The sequence below is a fragment of the Bacteroides sp. FSHCM14E1 genome, from assembly GCF_019633785.1.
Taxonomy (GTDB): Bacteria; Bacteroidota; Bacteroidia; order Bacteroidales; family Bacteroidaceae; genus Bacteroides; species Bacteroides hominis.
In genome coordinates this window covers 493,661-510,126 of record NZ_JADKYL010000001.1, presented here as the reverse complement: position 1 = coordinate 510,126, position 16,466 = coordinate 493,661, and the positions used below count along the sequence as shown (strand labels likewise).

Here is a 16,466-nt window from a genome sequence, read left to right as displayed (position 1 = left end):
AGTAATATAAATATCTTAATTTTTGCCCTTTCCCAGCTTTCTAAAACTATAAAGAGTATATTTTTTCATAGAAAAAGAACAGCTAAAAACATATTTTGTTATCTTTGCCCCCTGTTTTAAACACTTGTTAAGGAAAAAGGATTTAGACTATTATAAATAAGATAGTCAATAAGCGAATTATATAAATAACTATTCATGGGATTATTACAAGAGAAGTTAGCTAAATACGACCTCCCTCAGCAGATAAAGGCTAAAGGCGTATATCCATACTTTCGTTGTATCGAAAGTGAACAGAACACAGAGGTGATAATGAGTGGCAGAAAGGTGTTAATGTTTGGCTCGAACTCATACTTAGGCCTGACTAATCATCCGAAAGTAATTGAGGCTGCTGTTGAAGCTACCCGCAAATACGGTACGGGTTGTGCCGGATCGCGTTTTCTGAACGGTACACTTGACCTTCATCTTCAATTGGAGAAAGAACTGGCCGAATTTGTTGGTAAAGAAGATGCTATCATTTATTCCACAGGATTTCAGGTAAATTTGGGTGTAGTTTCGTGTGTGACAGGTCGTGAAGATTATGTGATCTGTGACGAACTTGACCACGCTTCTATTGTTGAAGGGCGTCGCCTCTCTTTTTCTACCATCCTTAAGTTTAAGCACAACGACATGGAATCTCTTGAGAAGGAGTTGCAGAAGTGTCGTCCGGATGCAGTGAAACTGATTGTAGTAGATGGAGTATTCAGTATGGAAGGTGATATAGCCAATTTGCCTGAGATCGTTCGTTTGTCTAAGAAATATGATGCCAATATCATGGTAGACGAAGCACACGGCTTGGGAGTTCTGGGCAATAACGGACGTGGTACTTGTGATCATTTCGGGTTGACTAAAGAAGTGGATCTTATCATGGGTACATTCAGTAAGTCATTGGCTGCTATCGGTGGTTTTATAGCTGCTGATGAATCCATTATTAATTATTTGCGTCATAATTCCCGTTCGTATATCTTCAGTGCAAGTAATACGCCTGCTGCCACTGCCGCTGCTCGTGCCGCACTCCAGATTATGAAAAACGAACCAGAACGTATCGAACACTTATGGGACATTACCAATTACTCTTTAAAGTGTTTCCGTGAGCTTGGTTTCGAAATCGGGCACACCTCCACTCCTATTATTCCGCTATATGTACGTGATATGGAGAAGACATTTATGGTAACCAAAATGTTATTTGACGAGGGCGTATTTGTAAATCCGGTAGTTCCTCCCGCATGTTCTCCGAACGATACGTTGATTCGTTTCTCATTAATGGCTACACATTCCAAAGAACAGATTGACTTTGCTATCGGTAAGTTGGTGAAATGTTTCAAGGCACTTGATCTTTTATAAATAAGATAAGGAATAAATATACGAAAGGGATTATGTTGTTTGACATAATCCCTTTTTCATTTAAGGCTCCTTTGTTTCCATTTATAGTTTACGTTATCAATAACCTTATCCTTATCAGGGGTATCCCATGACATTATCTATTCTTTAATTGCATCTATTGGATTGGACTTTGCAACCCGCCAACTGTTAAAGCTAACAGTGCATATTGTCATGACTAAAGTTATCAATAGAGGAAGGATAAAAACTTTTAATCCAATGGGGGCTCTATAAGCGAATTGCTCTATCCAGTGCAACATTAGTGTATATACAATGGGAGTTGCGATGATAAATGCAATTAAGATATAACATAAGAATGGACGATTAAGTAACCAAACGATTTGCCAGGTGGAAGCACCGTTCACTTTACGAATTCCTATCTCCCGAGTGCGTTGTTCGGATGCGTACCATGCTATGCCGAACAGACCAAAAGCTGTCAAGAATAAGCTTATGATTGAGTATACCAATAATAATTGAGAGAAATTAGTTACTTCTTGATTGAATGACAAGTATTTCATGTACAAATCTGTACCGGTAAAAGAACGATTAGGGAAATGTGTCTCCCATAGTTGTCGTATCTTTTGTAAGGTTTCAATTCGTTGGTCCGGATCGATCTTTAAAGATATATAATAACATTGGTTCTCGGGGACTTCTTGCAAGATCATTTGCAATGGGGCTACCGGTTGATTAAAAGAGGTCAGTTTAAAGTCTTTGATTACTCCTACAATAATAGCTCCTTGCTGAGTATTATTCTTGTTGTATTTGTTCAGTGGCTGACTAATGGGGTCTTCTCCTGCGGGTACAAAATGATGTTGGAAGGATTCATTGACAATAACCGGTATAGCGGTTTGGGCTATTAGTTCTTTAGTACGTTCCGGATGAAGTAAAGTCATGTCATATAGTTCCTGAAACTTCGGGCTTTCATTGTACAAATTAACCATGACCAGTGTTTCTTCCTCTCCTTCCTGGCTCACAGGTACTGCCATGCTCCAGGGTTCAAAAATGTTCCCGCGGGTAGTAATCGCACTTTTTATTCCAGGTAGACTTTTTAAATCATTATATATTGGGAGTAATGATAGTTGCTGTCCATCTCCAAGTTCAATTATATTTTCATAACGCTTTCCTTCATTCTCTATCATATTTAATTGTGAACGTATAATTAAGAAAGTTGTCATTAAGGCAATAGATATTATGAACTGGAGTATAATCAGTATAGAGACTATGCGCTTCTTTTTTTCACCAATAAAGAACAGGCGGTAATTACTTTCTGACAGAGAATACATCTTCCTGCTCATGTAAAGTGCGGGAATGACAGATAAGATTATAATAAACAAAGCTAATAATGGCAATACCTTCCCCGAAAATATGAAACCGAATGTTAAATGTGCTGCTACAAGAGAGTTGAATGCCGGTAAAAGATCATTTATCAACAGTACAGACAGCAAGAACGCAAGCATGACAGTCAAAAAAGTATCGGCAAATAGTTGCTTGTGTATATATTGACGGGTAGCTCCCATTAATGTTTCTACATGGAGCATTCTAACCTGTTTCAGCAATCGTGAAAAACTAAGATTGACATAATTAAAACAGGCTATGGATAATATTAACAAAGCAGATAACAACCCTATGCTGAGTAATGTAATTTCTCTATGTTCCATAGTTTGGGAAGTATCAGAGAGGTCTGTATTGAAATAAGAATCTTGCAAACCTAACAACTGATAATTTCCTTTTCCCATCAAAGTAGGCAGTCCTGTTTCTTCAAATCGTTGACGAAATGAGGCTGACTGGACTTCTTTTTTCAGGAGAATCATACAAGAGCTTCCCTGCTCGGGATCTGGCAACGAGGTAAGGATATCAGCTTGTAACATGGCTTGTGGATAATGTCTGAATATCGCAGTTACTTGTACCGTATAAATGGTATCGGGCAATTCCAGTGTAATCGTACGATTTTCATAATTCTCATTTCCGAAATAAAGACGAGCTAATTTCTCGCTGATGGCTACTTGACCGGGGTGAGATAATACTTCAGGCAAATTACCATATACTGTTTCAAAAGGGAAAAAATGAAGTAGTGAACTATCTGCTTTAACTATTGTTTGTTTGTCGAATTTTTCATTTCCGACCCGAATACCTGACGTTTGAAGTTCATTCATTCGCAGATAGCTTTCAATTTCCGGGAATTGGGATACAATGTCTGGAACACTGCCTCCATAAACAAAGGTCCCTTGTTTCTGCTTTTGCATAACCGGAACATTTTGTGTTAGCCGGAAAATATCTTCTTTTCTTGGATTGGAAGATTCTATAGTGTACTCATAAGTAACGAATGATATCAGCAAGATAGTGCATGTAATGCCAATCGCTAAGCTCAATAAGGAGATGGAGGCGAATAGTTTATTTCGCCACCAACTCCTTAAAATAAGTTTCAGTATAACCGGATATTGCATTCTGTTTAAAGTTAAATACTTACTTCTGTTACTACCTGACCATCAAATAGATTAATCACTCGGTCAGCAAATCCTGCATCATGTTGGGAGTGTGTCACCATGACGATGGTAGTTCCTTCTTTATTAAGTTCATTCAGCAGTCCCATCACTTCTTTACCATTCTTGGAGTCAAGGTTACCGGTAGGTTCATCGGCAAGAATCAACTTCGGGTTAGCAACGACTGCACGTGCTATGGCAACACGTTGTTGCTGACCTCCTGAGAGTTGTTGGGGGAAATGTTTGCTGCGGTGAGTGATGGCCATGCGTTCCATTGCTTTTTCCACCCGTTGTTTACGTTCAGAAGCGGGAATACCCATGTAAAGTAATGGCAGTTCAATATTCTCGTATACATTCAGCTCGTCGATCAGATTGAAACTCTGGAATACGAAACCGATAACTCCTTTGCGGAGATTGGTACGTTGCGATTCCGTATACTTGGATACTTCTTTTCCATTCAGATAATATTCGCCTCCTGTAGGATTATCAAGCAGACCTAAAATATTGAGCAAAGTGGATTTTCCGCAACCGGATGGTCCCATAATGGCTACAAACTCGCCTTCTTTCACTTCTACACTGACATTGTTTAACGCCCAGGTTTCTACTTCTTCGGTTTTGAAGATTTTCTGTAAGTTTACTGTTTTAATCATAATGGTAATTTTTTATTGGTTTATATTATTCATTTTTAATGATATCGGCCGGGTTGAGGTGCATCACTCTGTATATTTTGTATGCCGTTGTTACAAAGATAAGCAAACCTATTACAATGAACAGGTAAATGCCCCAGGCAAATCCGCTGACACTGCTGATTGGAGAACTTTTGGTCATATCAATGATCAGTAGCCGTAACAATGGATAAGTGATCATATAGGCCAGTATGAATTGGATGATGTAGACTCTTCCAAACATGAAAGCGATCACTTTAGGTGTAGCACCGTTAATTTTACGAATGGCTACTTCTTTTTGCCGATTAACGGTATCCATGGAGATCGCAGAATACACACTTAACACCACGAGCAATATACTAATGATAGCAAGTAACAGTGAAATATCACCCATCATGTCCCTAATTCCCTGAGTCGTACTTTTTCTTACGTCCAAGGGCTCTATGTCTAATGCCAGTGATTCTGGTACATAGTTACGGCATACCTTCTCTATTTGTGCTTTCGCTTTAGAAAAGGCAATGTCATTTCGAAAACGAATGTATATGACTGATATTTCTTTGGTGGGGAAAAATACGGATATGTGGTATTGGTTATATTCGGAAAGATTTTCCCCGTAGCAGGCTTTATAGGTTCCTAAAATCCGGTAGCTCTCCTCTCCTAATTTCACGTTTCCGCTGATAGAATCTTTGTCCAGTTGTTGCCGGAAAGCTTCGCTGATATAGACCACTTTACTTGCATCAGCATCAACAGTTTCCCCTTGAAATGGAATCCGGAAGAACTGGAAATAGCTGGGATCACCTTGCCGGACATTGATGGTAAGTGTACGATGATCCGCAGACTCATAGCTGCTGGTCAAGAAAGAGTTGAATGAGCCGGTCATCAAAGCTGCGCTTGTTTCTTCCACTCCGGGTAACATCTTTATTTGTGAGAGGATAGCATCTTTGTTTTTATAGAGTGTAACGCTATTCATTTGAAGACAGAAAGTACGGCCTGTTTCTTGGTCGGATAAAGGAAGGTATAGACGGTTATCCTCCTTATTGAATAAATGAACGGCAATGGCTGTTCCCAAGAAGAAAATACACACACATAGTTGTATGCACATCATGATATTGCGGAAAATATGTTTATGACTTTTCCCCGTAATATTGCTTGCAAGTCCGGATCTTTGAAGTCGTCTGACTGGAAAGAGAATAATGATTGCACAAATTATGAGTAAACCTAAATATACTTGGAATTGGATAGAGTATAACGTTTGTATATCTATTGGAATCATTTCTTTTGGCGGAATGTAATATACAAGAAGACCACTTACACATTCAGACAATACCAAAGAAAGAAGTAAAGAGAAGGTAAGCATCCAGAAAACTTCCGTAAACAATAGTCCGAACAAACTTCGGGCAGTTGCTCCCATACTTTTGCGCAATGCCAGTTCACGGTTTCGGTTATAGAAAGATTGTATGATAAACTTTAAAAAGTTAATCATGCCTGATAACAAAATTAAGGAAGATAAGAAAGTGATGAATGCCATAGCAATGAGGCGTTGTGGCTCTTGATATGAATCGGCTTCTTTGGAGGCAACAAGATATGTCATTTCTCCACGATGCAGAAAAGGGACTCCTTTTAAGCTTTCATTTGCTTTATCAAGTCCGTCAGGAGTGTCTAACACTCCTTCCATAATAAATCCATTTTGCTGGGCATCGTCTCTGCGATAAGAGAAATAGATATCGGCTTGTACACGGAGTACTTTCGGCAACTCTTTTACTACGTTAACGACTTTGTAATAAATGTCTTTTTTCTTTTCTTCTTCTTTGAATTGTACTATTTTCAGCAGAGTACCGACCGGATTCTTTTCTCCATAAACTTTGCGGGCACAACTTTCGGATAACACAACCTCGTCAGGTTCAACAGGAAGTGTATTCCCGTATAAGAATGACGCTTGATAATGCGGGAAGAAGTTGGGGTCTGTACTTATATAAGATACAATATAGGGCTTTTCCTCCTGTTCTTGATTGATAAAGACGACTTCAGCTTGACTTTCAAAGGATCGGCAGCTGAGCTGTTTGATTCCGGGTATAGGATGATCTGTTAATGTTTTGATTTGGGAAGGGGTGAGAAACCATCCCCATGCCCTGTCTTCCTTATTGTTGGGGTTCATGATCCGGAGTCCGATTCTTTGTTCAAAATTGGGCAGACGACGAGTGGCGCCATCTATTTCACTAATGTAGAAATGCACAATACAGAAACAGGTCATACCTACCGAAAGGCAAATGGCTGAGATCAAGCAGTGAGTCTTGTACTTCAAGAGACTGCGAATGGCTATTTTTAAATGATGTAGTATCATAATGGTGTATAGTGTAATTTGTTTTTATTCGTTTTTAATAACTTCTGCCGGGTTAGTTCGTGCAATATGGTATATTTGCCAGCTAACAGTACCTGCTATAATTATTATTAAGAGCAAAAGAGAATATATCCAAAGCCATGGGTTAGCGTAATCAAATAGAATGATTTTATGTTGGCTACCTGTAATCATGATAAACAAACTGCTCAAACTCCCTAAAATAGAAGATATTAAGAATAAAATCAGGTAGGTTTTCCCAAATAACCAATAAATATTCAACAGGCGTGCACCATTAATTTTACGGATAGCCACCTCTTTTTGTCTGCGTACGGTGTCAATACTGATTGCACCATAAATTCCTAACATCGTAATCAGTAGGCAAATAGAGGAGCAAACAATGAATAGCCATATAAGTGAGATACTCCTCAGACCGATTTGTTCTTTATATAAGCTGATGAACTCAAAAGGTTCGTTTTGCGGCAAATATTGATTTATCTCCCCGGCCATCTCTGCTTCTATATCTTTGTGAGAAACATTGGAGGCTAATTGGATATAAATTTTTCCAATTTCATTGTTCATTGCAGAAATGGGCAAAATAGCGAGTAGCTTTGCGCTTGGTGAGTCACAACCTATATGTACCAAACCTTTCACTGGATATATTTTGTTTTGATAACGATAGATTTCCGGAGTAGAATCTGTCTGTAAAGTCTGATATAGCTGTTCGTTTACATAACAAAATGGTTCCCCTGCCTGGTGTTTACAATCTATATTCATCAATTCAAAATATTCGTCTGAAACGTAAATAAGTTCTGTGAACCCATAATCCTGAGCATAATCTCTGTTACTATATGCCATTTTTTCGTTCCAGTGGCGTGAACGGAGAAAACTTATAAGTTCCTGCCGGTTCTCTTCGATACGGTTATATCCTCTAATATCCAATACCATGATTTCTTTCTTTTCTTTAGCACTCAAGTACGGATTGGCTATTCGGTTATACTCCTGCATCTGCATCCAAATACTGACTGTTCCAATGACGAATAAAAGGGAGAAGAAAAGTTGGAAACCCAATAAAGAGTTTCTTATGATGTGACGCTGACCGGTAGCAGTTCCCCCCTTTAAACCTTGCGCCGCAGTTTTACGCGTAATATACCATGATGAAAGAAGAGAGACTAAGGCACTGATTGACAGTATCCCAATCAAGTATTGGCATTCGTATTTCCAGAGCCGATAGGTATCAATATACAATTCTTTTTGCATCTCATACGAAAACGTACTTATAAACCAGGGTAGGAAACTTTCGGTGACAGCTAAGGTGATTATTCCACTAATCAGGATAACGACAGCTTGTTCAAGGAAAAGTAGCATGAATTGTCCTGAATAAGTAGCTCCTAATGTACTACGTAGACTGATTTCTTTGCAGCGATTGGCAAATGTTCCTATGCTGAACGAGAAATAGTTGATCATACCTACCAATAAAACCAATATCCCAAGAAATGCAATCCATAATTCGGCACCGGACTTGTGCTCCATTTTGCTTTCTAATACTATTTGAGGTACCCATTCCGGGAATTTTGGAAAAAGTTCCAACTTTTGTAGATATTGAGAGAGCCGTTCGGCATCTTCTGCATGTTTTAATAAGATTTTGTGTGCTCCAAATGAAGCGTTTTCTGCTAACGGGAGAAAAACATCATACTGATTGTGGTAGTTGTTCATCCCTGCCGGATAAGGCTCTATGACGGCAATAATCGTATAGTTTCTTCCATTTTCAGTTAGTATGCTCTTTCCCAACGGAGATTTATTACCACAGAATTCTCTCACAAAATCAGTAGTTACTACTGCCTCATTATATGATATTCCAAACTGTTGTAATGACCCGTTCACACACTTGGCAGGAAATACTTTGAAATAATCGGCATTGCATTCAGTTTTGCTTATCTTATAATAAATGGTTTCATCCAAAGTAATCTTGGCATTAGCGTTGAAATAAAAAGCAACTGCTTCAAAGTTTTCTTTTCCGATTTTTTTTTCAAAGTCTTGTATTGGAATATTTACTTGGTATGCATTTCCCTCTATCCATATTTCAGCCTGACGTTCATAAGTTGCTAAATCTTTATTGCCAGTACTGAAAATACGATTATAATAATTGCAAACACTGAAGCAAAGCAATCCGCAAGTGATTCCCAATATAGAAATGATAGTCTGCGTTTTGTGTTTTATCAATTGTCTGAATGTAGCTTTTATATAATGTAATATCATAATTCGTTTGCATTATTTGTTTTTATGTCTTTTATTGTTATTATAGATTCAATAAATGTGCCAAACTTGTATAGTACTGTATTCATGTATATTACATCTATTGCTCATTCAAAAACAGTGTGTGATATTGCACGATTCCGGTGCGAATACGCACTCTGACGGCTTATTCACTTTTCATACATTCCGCCGGATTTATTTTAGCTGCTATTATTACTTGTTTTATAACGGAAAGGATAACAATAATACAGGTAAAAAGAAACACACATATAAACAGCCATCCGTGGAAGCCCGTGTGGTATGCGTAGGTTTCCAGCCAGCGGCGGATAAAGATATATCCTAACGGAAGAGCAATCGCATTACCGGTTAAAGTCAGCCATAAATACTCTTTAAAAAACAGGCACAAAATATCAGAGAATCGTGCACCGTTTACTTTCCGAATGGCTATTTCTTTCTTGCGTTGCTCAGTAGAGAGCGAAACCAGAAAGTATACTCCGAATGAAGAAATGAGAATGCAAAGGATAGCCAATAGCAGGAAAATACGGAACATCATCTTTTCCGGCCGGTTGAACAATTCCATCAATGTAGAGAGCTGAATGATCTGTGCATCTTCGGTAATCTCTCCTTTGCTATATTCCGGATAAATCTGCCGGACATGTTCCAATGCTTGCTTTTCTTTTCCCGGACGTACCTTTATATAGAAGTACCGGAAACCGTTGTAAGCTTTCGCAGCATCGGCATTGCTTTGATACATAAAGAAGGTCTTCGACAGAGGATATTGCATCGGACAATAGTAAAAGTCGCGTAAAATACCACTGATTCTATAAGACTTTGCATCGGTTCCTGTATTATTGATAATAGGACGACCTGTTAAGGAAGGGATATTAAGTTGGCGTGCCCCGGTTTCATTGACAACGATATCTTCCGTTCCTTGATTTTGTATCCATTCTCCTTCTTTCATCTTCATCCCAAAGAATGGGAGAAAATTCTTTTGTACGATGACGCAGTTATCCTCCTCAGATTCATCAGAATTCCGTCCTTCAATAGGGAAATTGGTAATGAAAGTACAATACCATTCCCCTCTGAAAACAAGGATCGGCTGTGTTAAAGCTGTCACTCCTTCGATAGCAGAGCTTTCTTTTAATGCTGCTATAAAAGGACTGCAGTCTTTATTATAAGTCGCATCATATCCTAAATCGATTTGCCATATATGGTCTGTAACGAGCCCTTTATCTGTGTGTGTCATGAAGCTATATTGACTGTAGAACATACATGAAGTGAAAAGAAATAAAGCACCAATAAATATTTGTCCGATGATTAATCCGTTTCGTAAGGACGTTGAAGTCCCATGACTGCTTCGTTTCAGCAATCCGATGATGGGAAGCAGACTTATGACAAGGAAAACAACACAACATAACGGATAAATCCAAAGAGCTGTTCCAAATATTTCCTGTCTGGTGATACTTTGAATCGTGCCAAAATAATAACTGTTACTCTCTGCCACCAGGCTGGTATAATCTTTATAATATGGAAATAAGAATTCACAAACTCCCATTGATATCAAAAAAGCGATGAATAAAGGTATAATGAGCTCAAGCAGGTTTTTACCTACCAAGCTCAGGGTAGAAGCTCCGAGAGTTGAAAAAGTTGAATTATACCGTGCTTTTCGTTGCTGTTGTCCGATGAACAATACGAGCAGATTCATTAACGCACTGACAAAAGCCAGTAAACCTGCTGTTGCCAAAATGCCGATATGTTGAAATCTTCCCTTGAGTTCCGGAGAACAGTAGACATGAACCTCGGGCAATGAACGTAAGTGGAAATGCCATTCGGAATAAGTATCCCTTTGAGTGTCTGCCTCTTTAATCCGGAAAGATGTTATTTTCTTATTCAGATGTGATGCATTGGCACTGGAGTGTAATAATACATAAGTGGTACTACGCTTCACAATATTGGCTTGGGGGGTATTCAGAATAAGATACTCAAACTTAAAATCACTGTTCTGCGGATAATTCTCCATTACTCCCGCAACGGTGTAAGATATTTCTTTATTAATTTTCACTTCTTTCCCTATACAGCTGCTATCTCCATAAAGATGTTTTGCCATTTTCCGGGTCAGAATTACAAAGTTTGCGTTATAAGGCGTTTTATGATAATTTCCTTCGATCATCCGGCATTGGAAGATATCAAAAAAAGTGGAGTCTACTGCCATTCCTATCCAACTTCTTTCTTTACCATCTGCTTCATATTTCACATCGCTGACATGGCATACCTTAGCTATTTCAGGGAATGCTATTATCTCTTTCTCCGCCAGCTGGTGTATTTGGTTCAGTTCTCCTTCCAACCCATCGGCTGTTTTAAATATTCCGGTAGTCGTCAAGGCATAAGTATGTTCACTTTGTGGATGAAAACTGTCAAAATGGTGCTCCCAGTAGTACCAGTAGCCACCTAACAAAAAGGCTATAAAACCGATGGAGAGTCCAATAATGCTGAGTATGTTCTGAGCTTTATACTTCAGAAGATTCCTACATGTTATTTTTAAATAAGATCGTATCATGCTATTTTTTTATTCTGTTTTTACTACTTCCGCCGGATTTTGCCGGGCGGCTTTCCACACTCTCCAACCAATACAAAGGCTTATGACAATAGTAGTTCCTGCCAAGATAACGATGTAAATCCAAGCATTTATATAGGTTTGTTCCACATAGCTCTGTAACCATGACTTCATGACGACATAACCGAGTGGAAATGCCAGAAGAGAAGAGAGCAGTATCAATATGAGGTACTCTTTTGCAAAAATAGAGAGTATATTTTTAAGTGTTGCTCCGTTCACCTTTCGAATAGCTATCTCTTTGCGACGTTGTTCGCAAGCCAGTGTTATTAACGAAAATATTCCAAAAATTGCGATCAAAATGCAAACTATTGCTACACAGCTTAATAATTTCAAGAGTGCATGTTCAGATTTTAAATAATCGTTATAAACATCTTCCATGTTGGATAATACGATTTTTGTGTCCGGATATTCTTTTCGGCAAAGATCTTCAACAGCCTGTTTCAGTTTAGGCCACTCCCCTTCCCTGTATTTTATCAGAATATCTCCTTTGCCAAGATAGAAACCGGAAAACCCTTTGGCTATGAATGCTATTGGTTTTACAGGAACAGTGGGCGAAGTAGTGTGGAAGTCTTTGACCAAACCGATGACAGTGGTGGCTGTTCCGTTAGGCCTGATTAATTTCTTGCCAATCGGATCGCTCCAGCCCAAAGCTTTTGCAGCCGTTTCGTTGATAACAATAGTGCTTGCGTCACTTTCTCCTTCTTTCAGCATTTTCCCTTTTAAAAGCTGGATGCCATAGAATTGGGCCAATTCCTCACTTTCCATCAGTACTTCCATGTTCATATCGGGGTCCGAAGGTTGTTTGCCATCCCAGTTCTTGAAAGCCATAGACATAGACACTGTTCTCGGGAGCAAAGAGAAATGTCCTTTCAGTATTTGGGTAACAGAAGGCATCTGCTCTATTTTATCTGCTGCGGGAGGTAGATTGTCTTGCGGATACAAGCTTAAGGTAGCAATGTTTTTACGTTCTATGCCGATATCTGTAGTACTTAGGAAATAGAGTTGTTTCATTATAATGCAGATACAGAAAATGAATCCTATACTGATTGATAACTGAAACAGGATACTTGCCTTACGAATGAAATATCGATGTCTGTTTGTGTTACTCTTCTGTATGTTGGTGTGCAGGGTCTGTCGGTTGAAATAGAGAGTGACGGGCATGAAGAGGCAAAGAGAACATCCAATAATAATCATAAAATACAGAGATGATTCCCAATATATATTTCCGTCTGTCACTCCCGAAAGTTCCTTAAACTCCGACAATGCTAATTCTATTAATGCCATGCCTATCAATCCGGCCGAAATCAGGATAACCAGGAACTCGATGGTCAGTAAAGCAAACAGGTTCCGATTGGACGAACCGCAAACTTTGCGTAATGCAAGCTCCTTGGCCCGCATCCATAGGCGGCTGATAAACAGTGACAGATAGTTGATCAACGAACAAAGGATCACCAAACCTCCAATCACAGCGAAGAGAATAATATAGTTGAACTGAATGGCATTATTGTCTGCCAATATCGTGTAATGGCATTTACTGACAGGCATCATTAATAACTCCTTGATAGCCCCCTCGTTTTTATTTGTCTTTATTTCTGTTTGCTTCAGTTTATTACTTAGTACCTTGGTATCTACTCCTTGATGAAGTTTAATAAAAACATAGAATCCATTATTGTACCAGACGTCCTGCCATTGCCGTATTCCGCCTCCTAATATGGAGAATGGTAAATTGGTATGTTCGCTCCAACTGTTGACAATGGCACAAACAGTTTTGGGGTCTCCATAGACTTTGATTTCTTTACCGATAGGGTTTTCTGTTCCAAAAAGACGGTTGGCAGCTTTGTCCGTCAAGGCTATCTTATTGGCTGATTCTAAAAAGTCAAGGTTTCCCTCAAGAACCCGTATCCGAAACATATTCATGAAACAAGAGTCAGCATTGATCTGGTATAGCTGTTGTGTGGCACCGTCATTGACAGTTATATCCGATTTATAAAATTCAAAAGCACATGCATCCTCTATTTCAGGGAGCATTCTTTTTAAAGAAGTTGAAACCGGATATGGCACCGTTTTATCAAATCCTGTAGCATCCAGTATGGATTTCTTGTATATTAGATGGATTCGGTCGGCTCCTTCGTGAAAAGTGTCGTATGTGATTTCATAGCGAATCCATAAAACGGTAAGAGCGAAACAGGTGAATCCCATAGCCAGTCCGATTATACTAATTATAGTTTGGGCCTTATATTTCAATAAGTTTCTGAAAGCAATCTTAAAATAGTGTCGTATCATACTTTTCCTCTTTTATTCTGTTTTTACTACCTCTGCCGGGTTTTGCCGGGCAGCACTCCATACTCTTGAGAAAATACTGATGACAATAACTCCCGCTATGCCTATAAAGATGGTGACGTACATCCAGGCCGGAATAGTCGTTTGCCGGATGTAACTTTCAATCCATGTTTGCATGATGATGTGGCTGATTGGAAACGCAATGATGGCGGCTATAAACAAAAGAATGAAATACTCTTTAAAGAACATCTGCAAGATGTTCTTTATGGTAGCTCCGTTCACTTTGCGGATAGCTATTTCTTTACGTCGTTGTTCGCATGACAAAGTCACTTGAGAGAAAATGCCAAAAATGGAGATAATGACACAGATCAAAGAAACAATTCCCAATAGGGTCATAAGTGCATCTTCGGAGCGCAGATATTTGTTGTATTCCTCCTCTTCGTTATACAGTCTCATGAAAGAAGACGGGAAATCTTCGTTCTGCATTTTTTGAATTGTGTCCAGACAAGCTTTCCAGCTTCCTTCTTTAAACTTGAATAGGATACTGGCACGTCCCCACAAATATTGCTGTTCTTCGGCACGGACAAAGGCGAGAGGTTGCGGAGCAACCGTAGGGGGAAGATGGCTAAAGTCTTTCACAACTCCTATCACATGATAGAATGTTTTCTGTCCGTCGTATTCTGAGTAGAATTTCTTTCCGACGGCACTTTTCCACCCGAATTTTAATGCGGCGGTTTCATTGATGATAACATCATTTGTAATACTCTTATCAGATAACCATTCTCCTTCCGACAAATGCAATCCGTAGTATCTGAAGAAATCTTCGCCCGAAGGCATGATACCTACCGAATATGTTTCATCATTTGTTTTGTTCTGACCATCCCATCCGTTGATCTCTGTATACATCATTGGCCCTGTGGGAATGATCGGGAAATAGTGTGGGGGCAAGGTTTCCGTAACCATGGGCAAACTGGCAATTTTAGTATTCCATTCATTGATATCACCTCCCTTCATCCAGATGGCAACGTTGGCTAAGTTGTGTCGTTCCATACCCAGATCTGTGTTTTTCAGATAATAAAGTTGTTTCATCATGACAGCTGTGCAGAAAATGAAGCCTAAGCTGATAATTAACTGCATGACCAATCCGGATTTGCGAAATATCCCCCGTTGGGCGGTCTCTTTTTTGTTTTGGATATTATTTTGTAAAGTCCGTTTTCTGAAGTAATACAGAGGGATTTGTGAAATGATAAATGACAGGATAATTACCGCAATGATGTATATCATTGCTTCTGAATATAGTGATGTTGTTTCTGATATTTGTGCCAGTTCTATAAATCGTGATAAACATAACTCTATAAGGACCATTCCTGTTGCAGATCCGGCAATCAATACTAACAGGTATTCGATGGAGAATAGTGCGAACAGTGAACGGTCTGTGGCACCACAAACTTTGCGAAGTCCCATTTCACGGCCACGCATGCGAAGACGACTGATAAAGAGAGTCAGGTAATTGAATAGCGAGCATAGGATGACCAGAGCCCCTGCTATGGCAAAATAACGGATATAATTAAACGAAATAACGATTTCGTCTCTATTTAAGTAATCTGAATAGCGGAGTGAGGTAATCGGCGTTATGGTCAATTGGCCCAAACTGCTCTCTTTTTCTTGTTTAGAGAGGTTGATAGCAGATACTCTTTTTTGAAAGCTCTCAATGTCCGTATTGGAACGTATGCGAATAAATATTTGTTCCGTTTCACTTAACCAGTCGGGGTAATGGCGGATGGGTAGCAAGATACTGTATGCCAGATTGGAGTGTTGTGACCAATCGCTGACGACTGCACATATCCGGCAAAGACGCCCTCCCAACTCAACCTCTTTTCCTAAAGGGTCTTCTTCTCCGAACCAACTTTTAGCAAGCGATTCGGTGATGGCTATTTCTTTTCCTCTTTCTTTAAGAAAGTTGACATTTCCCTTTAGGAGACGTACATCGAACATGTTGATAAAGGCAGAGTCTACTTCGACAGTCAGCAGATTCTCACTCCTGTCATTGAACTGAAGTTTCCGTCTCATGGGAGAGATTCCGCAGATGTCTTCTATCTCGGGTAAATTCTTTTTCAGATATTCTATGGCAGGATATGGCAGTGAATTGCTTAGTACACCGGTTGCCGATTTGAGCTGTGCTCTAACCATATAGATATTGTCGGCCTTTCTATGAAAAGTATCGTATGTCATTTCATAGCGTATCCATAAGGTAGCAAGCGTGAAGCAGGTGATTCCTACAGCCAATCCGATAACACTGATGATACTCTGAGTTTTATATTTCTGCAGATTTCGGAATGCGATTTTAAAATAGTGTCGTATCATTTGGTTCTTGTTTTTGCAAATAGTGTTTCAAGAAGTATGCCAAAGAAGCAACTTGT

Annotated in this window: 8 protein-coding genes; 1 reads left to right on the top strand and 7 read right to left on the bottom strand. The window is 39.2% G+C overall.

Annotated elements, in window-relative coordinates:
* Positions 1-195 precede the first annotated feature (195 nt).
* The gene (locus tag ISX59_RS02185) at positions 196-1,380 is read left to right on the top strand and encodes an aminotransferase class I/II-fold pyridoxal phosphate-dependent enzyme (protein WP_005777827.1); all 1,185 of its coding nucleotides are present in this window, start codon (positions 196-198) and stop codon (positions 1,378-1,380) included.
* Positions 1,381-1,517: 137 nt separating this feature from the next.
* Here ISX59_RS02185 and ISX59_RS02180 read toward each other — a convergent pair whose 3' ends face one another.
* From ISX59_RS02180 to ISX59_RS02150, 7 genes are all read right to left on the bottom strand, one after another.
* A complete protein-coding gene (locus ISX59_RS02180) occupies positions 1,518-3,860 on the bottom strand; it encodes an ABC transporter permease (protein ID WP_220575609.1) in 2,343 nt (780 codons plus the stop codon).
* 11 nt (positions 3,861-3,871) lie between these two features.
* Positions 3,872-4,546, bottom strand: coding sequence for an ABC transporter ATP-binding protein (locus tag ISX59_RS02175; protein WP_005777825.1), 675 nt, complete (start codon positions 4,544-4,546; stop codon positions 3,872-3,874).
* 25 nt (positions 4,547-4,571) lie between these two features.
* Positions 4,572-6,902: an ABC transporter permease gene (locus ISX59_RS02170; protein ID WP_220575608.1), complete on the bottom strand. Its 2,331-nt coding sequence runs from the start codon at positions 6,900-6,902 to the stop codon at positions 4,572-4,574.
* Between the two features lie 24 nt (positions 6,903-6,926).
* Positions 6,927-9,155: an ABC transporter permease gene (locus ISX59_RS02165; protein ID WP_220575607.1), complete on the bottom strand. Its 2,229-nt coding sequence runs from the start codon at positions 9,153-9,155 to the stop codon at positions 6,927-6,929.
* A gap of 163 nt (positions 9,156-9,318) precedes the next feature.
* Positions 9,319-11,709 carry an ABC transporter permease gene (locus ISX59_RS02160; protein WP_101603169.1) on the bottom strand — a complete coding sequence of 797 codons (2,391 nt, stop codon included), beginning with the start codon at positions 11,707-11,709 and terminating at the stop codon, positions 9,319-9,321.
* Between the two features lie 9 nt (positions 11,710-11,718).
* A complete protein-coding gene (locus tag ISX59_RS02155; RefSeq protein WP_220575606.1) occupies positions 11,719-14,049 on the bottom strand; it encodes an ABC transporter permease in 2,331 nt (776 codons plus the stop codon).
* Between the two features lie 12 nt (positions 14,050-14,061).
* Positions 14,062-16,410, bottom strand: coding sequence for an ABC transporter permease (locus ISX59_RS02150; RefSeq protein ID WP_220575605.1), 2,349 nt, complete (start codon positions 16,408-16,410; stop codon positions 14,062-14,064).
* Positions 16,411-16,466: the final 56 nt, after the last annotated feature.

Excerpts from the sequence above, each read along its gene's own strand:
- ISX59_RS02185 (WP_005777827.1), top strand. The coding sequence starts at position 196 with ATGGGATTATTACAAGAGAAGTTAGCTAAATACGACCTCCCTCAGCAG.
- ISX59_RS02155 (WP_220575606.1), bottom strand. The coding sequence starts at position 14,049 with ATGATACGACACTATTTTAAGATTGCTTTCAGAAACTTATTGAAATAT.
- ISX59_RS02170 (WP_220575608.1), bottom strand. The coding sequence starts at position 6,902 with ATGATACTACATCATTTAAAAATAGCCATTCGCAGTCTCTTGAAGTAC.
- ISX59_RS02150 (WP_220575605.1), bottom strand. The coding sequence starts at position 16,410 with ATGATACGACACTATTTTAAAATCGCATTCCGAAATCTGCAGAAATAT.
- ISX59_RS02180 (WP_220575609.1), bottom strand. The coding sequence starts at position 3,860 with ATGCAATATCCGGTTATACTGAAACTTATTTTAAGGAGTTGGTGGCGA.
- ISX59_RS02160 (WP_101603169.1), bottom strand. The coding sequence starts at position 11,709 with ATGATACGATCTTATTTAAAAATAACATGTAGGAATCTTCTGAAGTAT.
- ISX59_RS02175 (WP_005777825.1), bottom strand. The coding sequence starts at position 4,546 with ATGATTAAAACAGTAAACTTACAGAAAATCTTCAAAACCGAAGAAGTA.
- ISX59_RS02165 (WP_220575607.1), bottom strand. The coding sequence starts at position 9,155 with ATGATATTACATTATATAAAAGCTACATTCAGACAATTGATAAAACAC.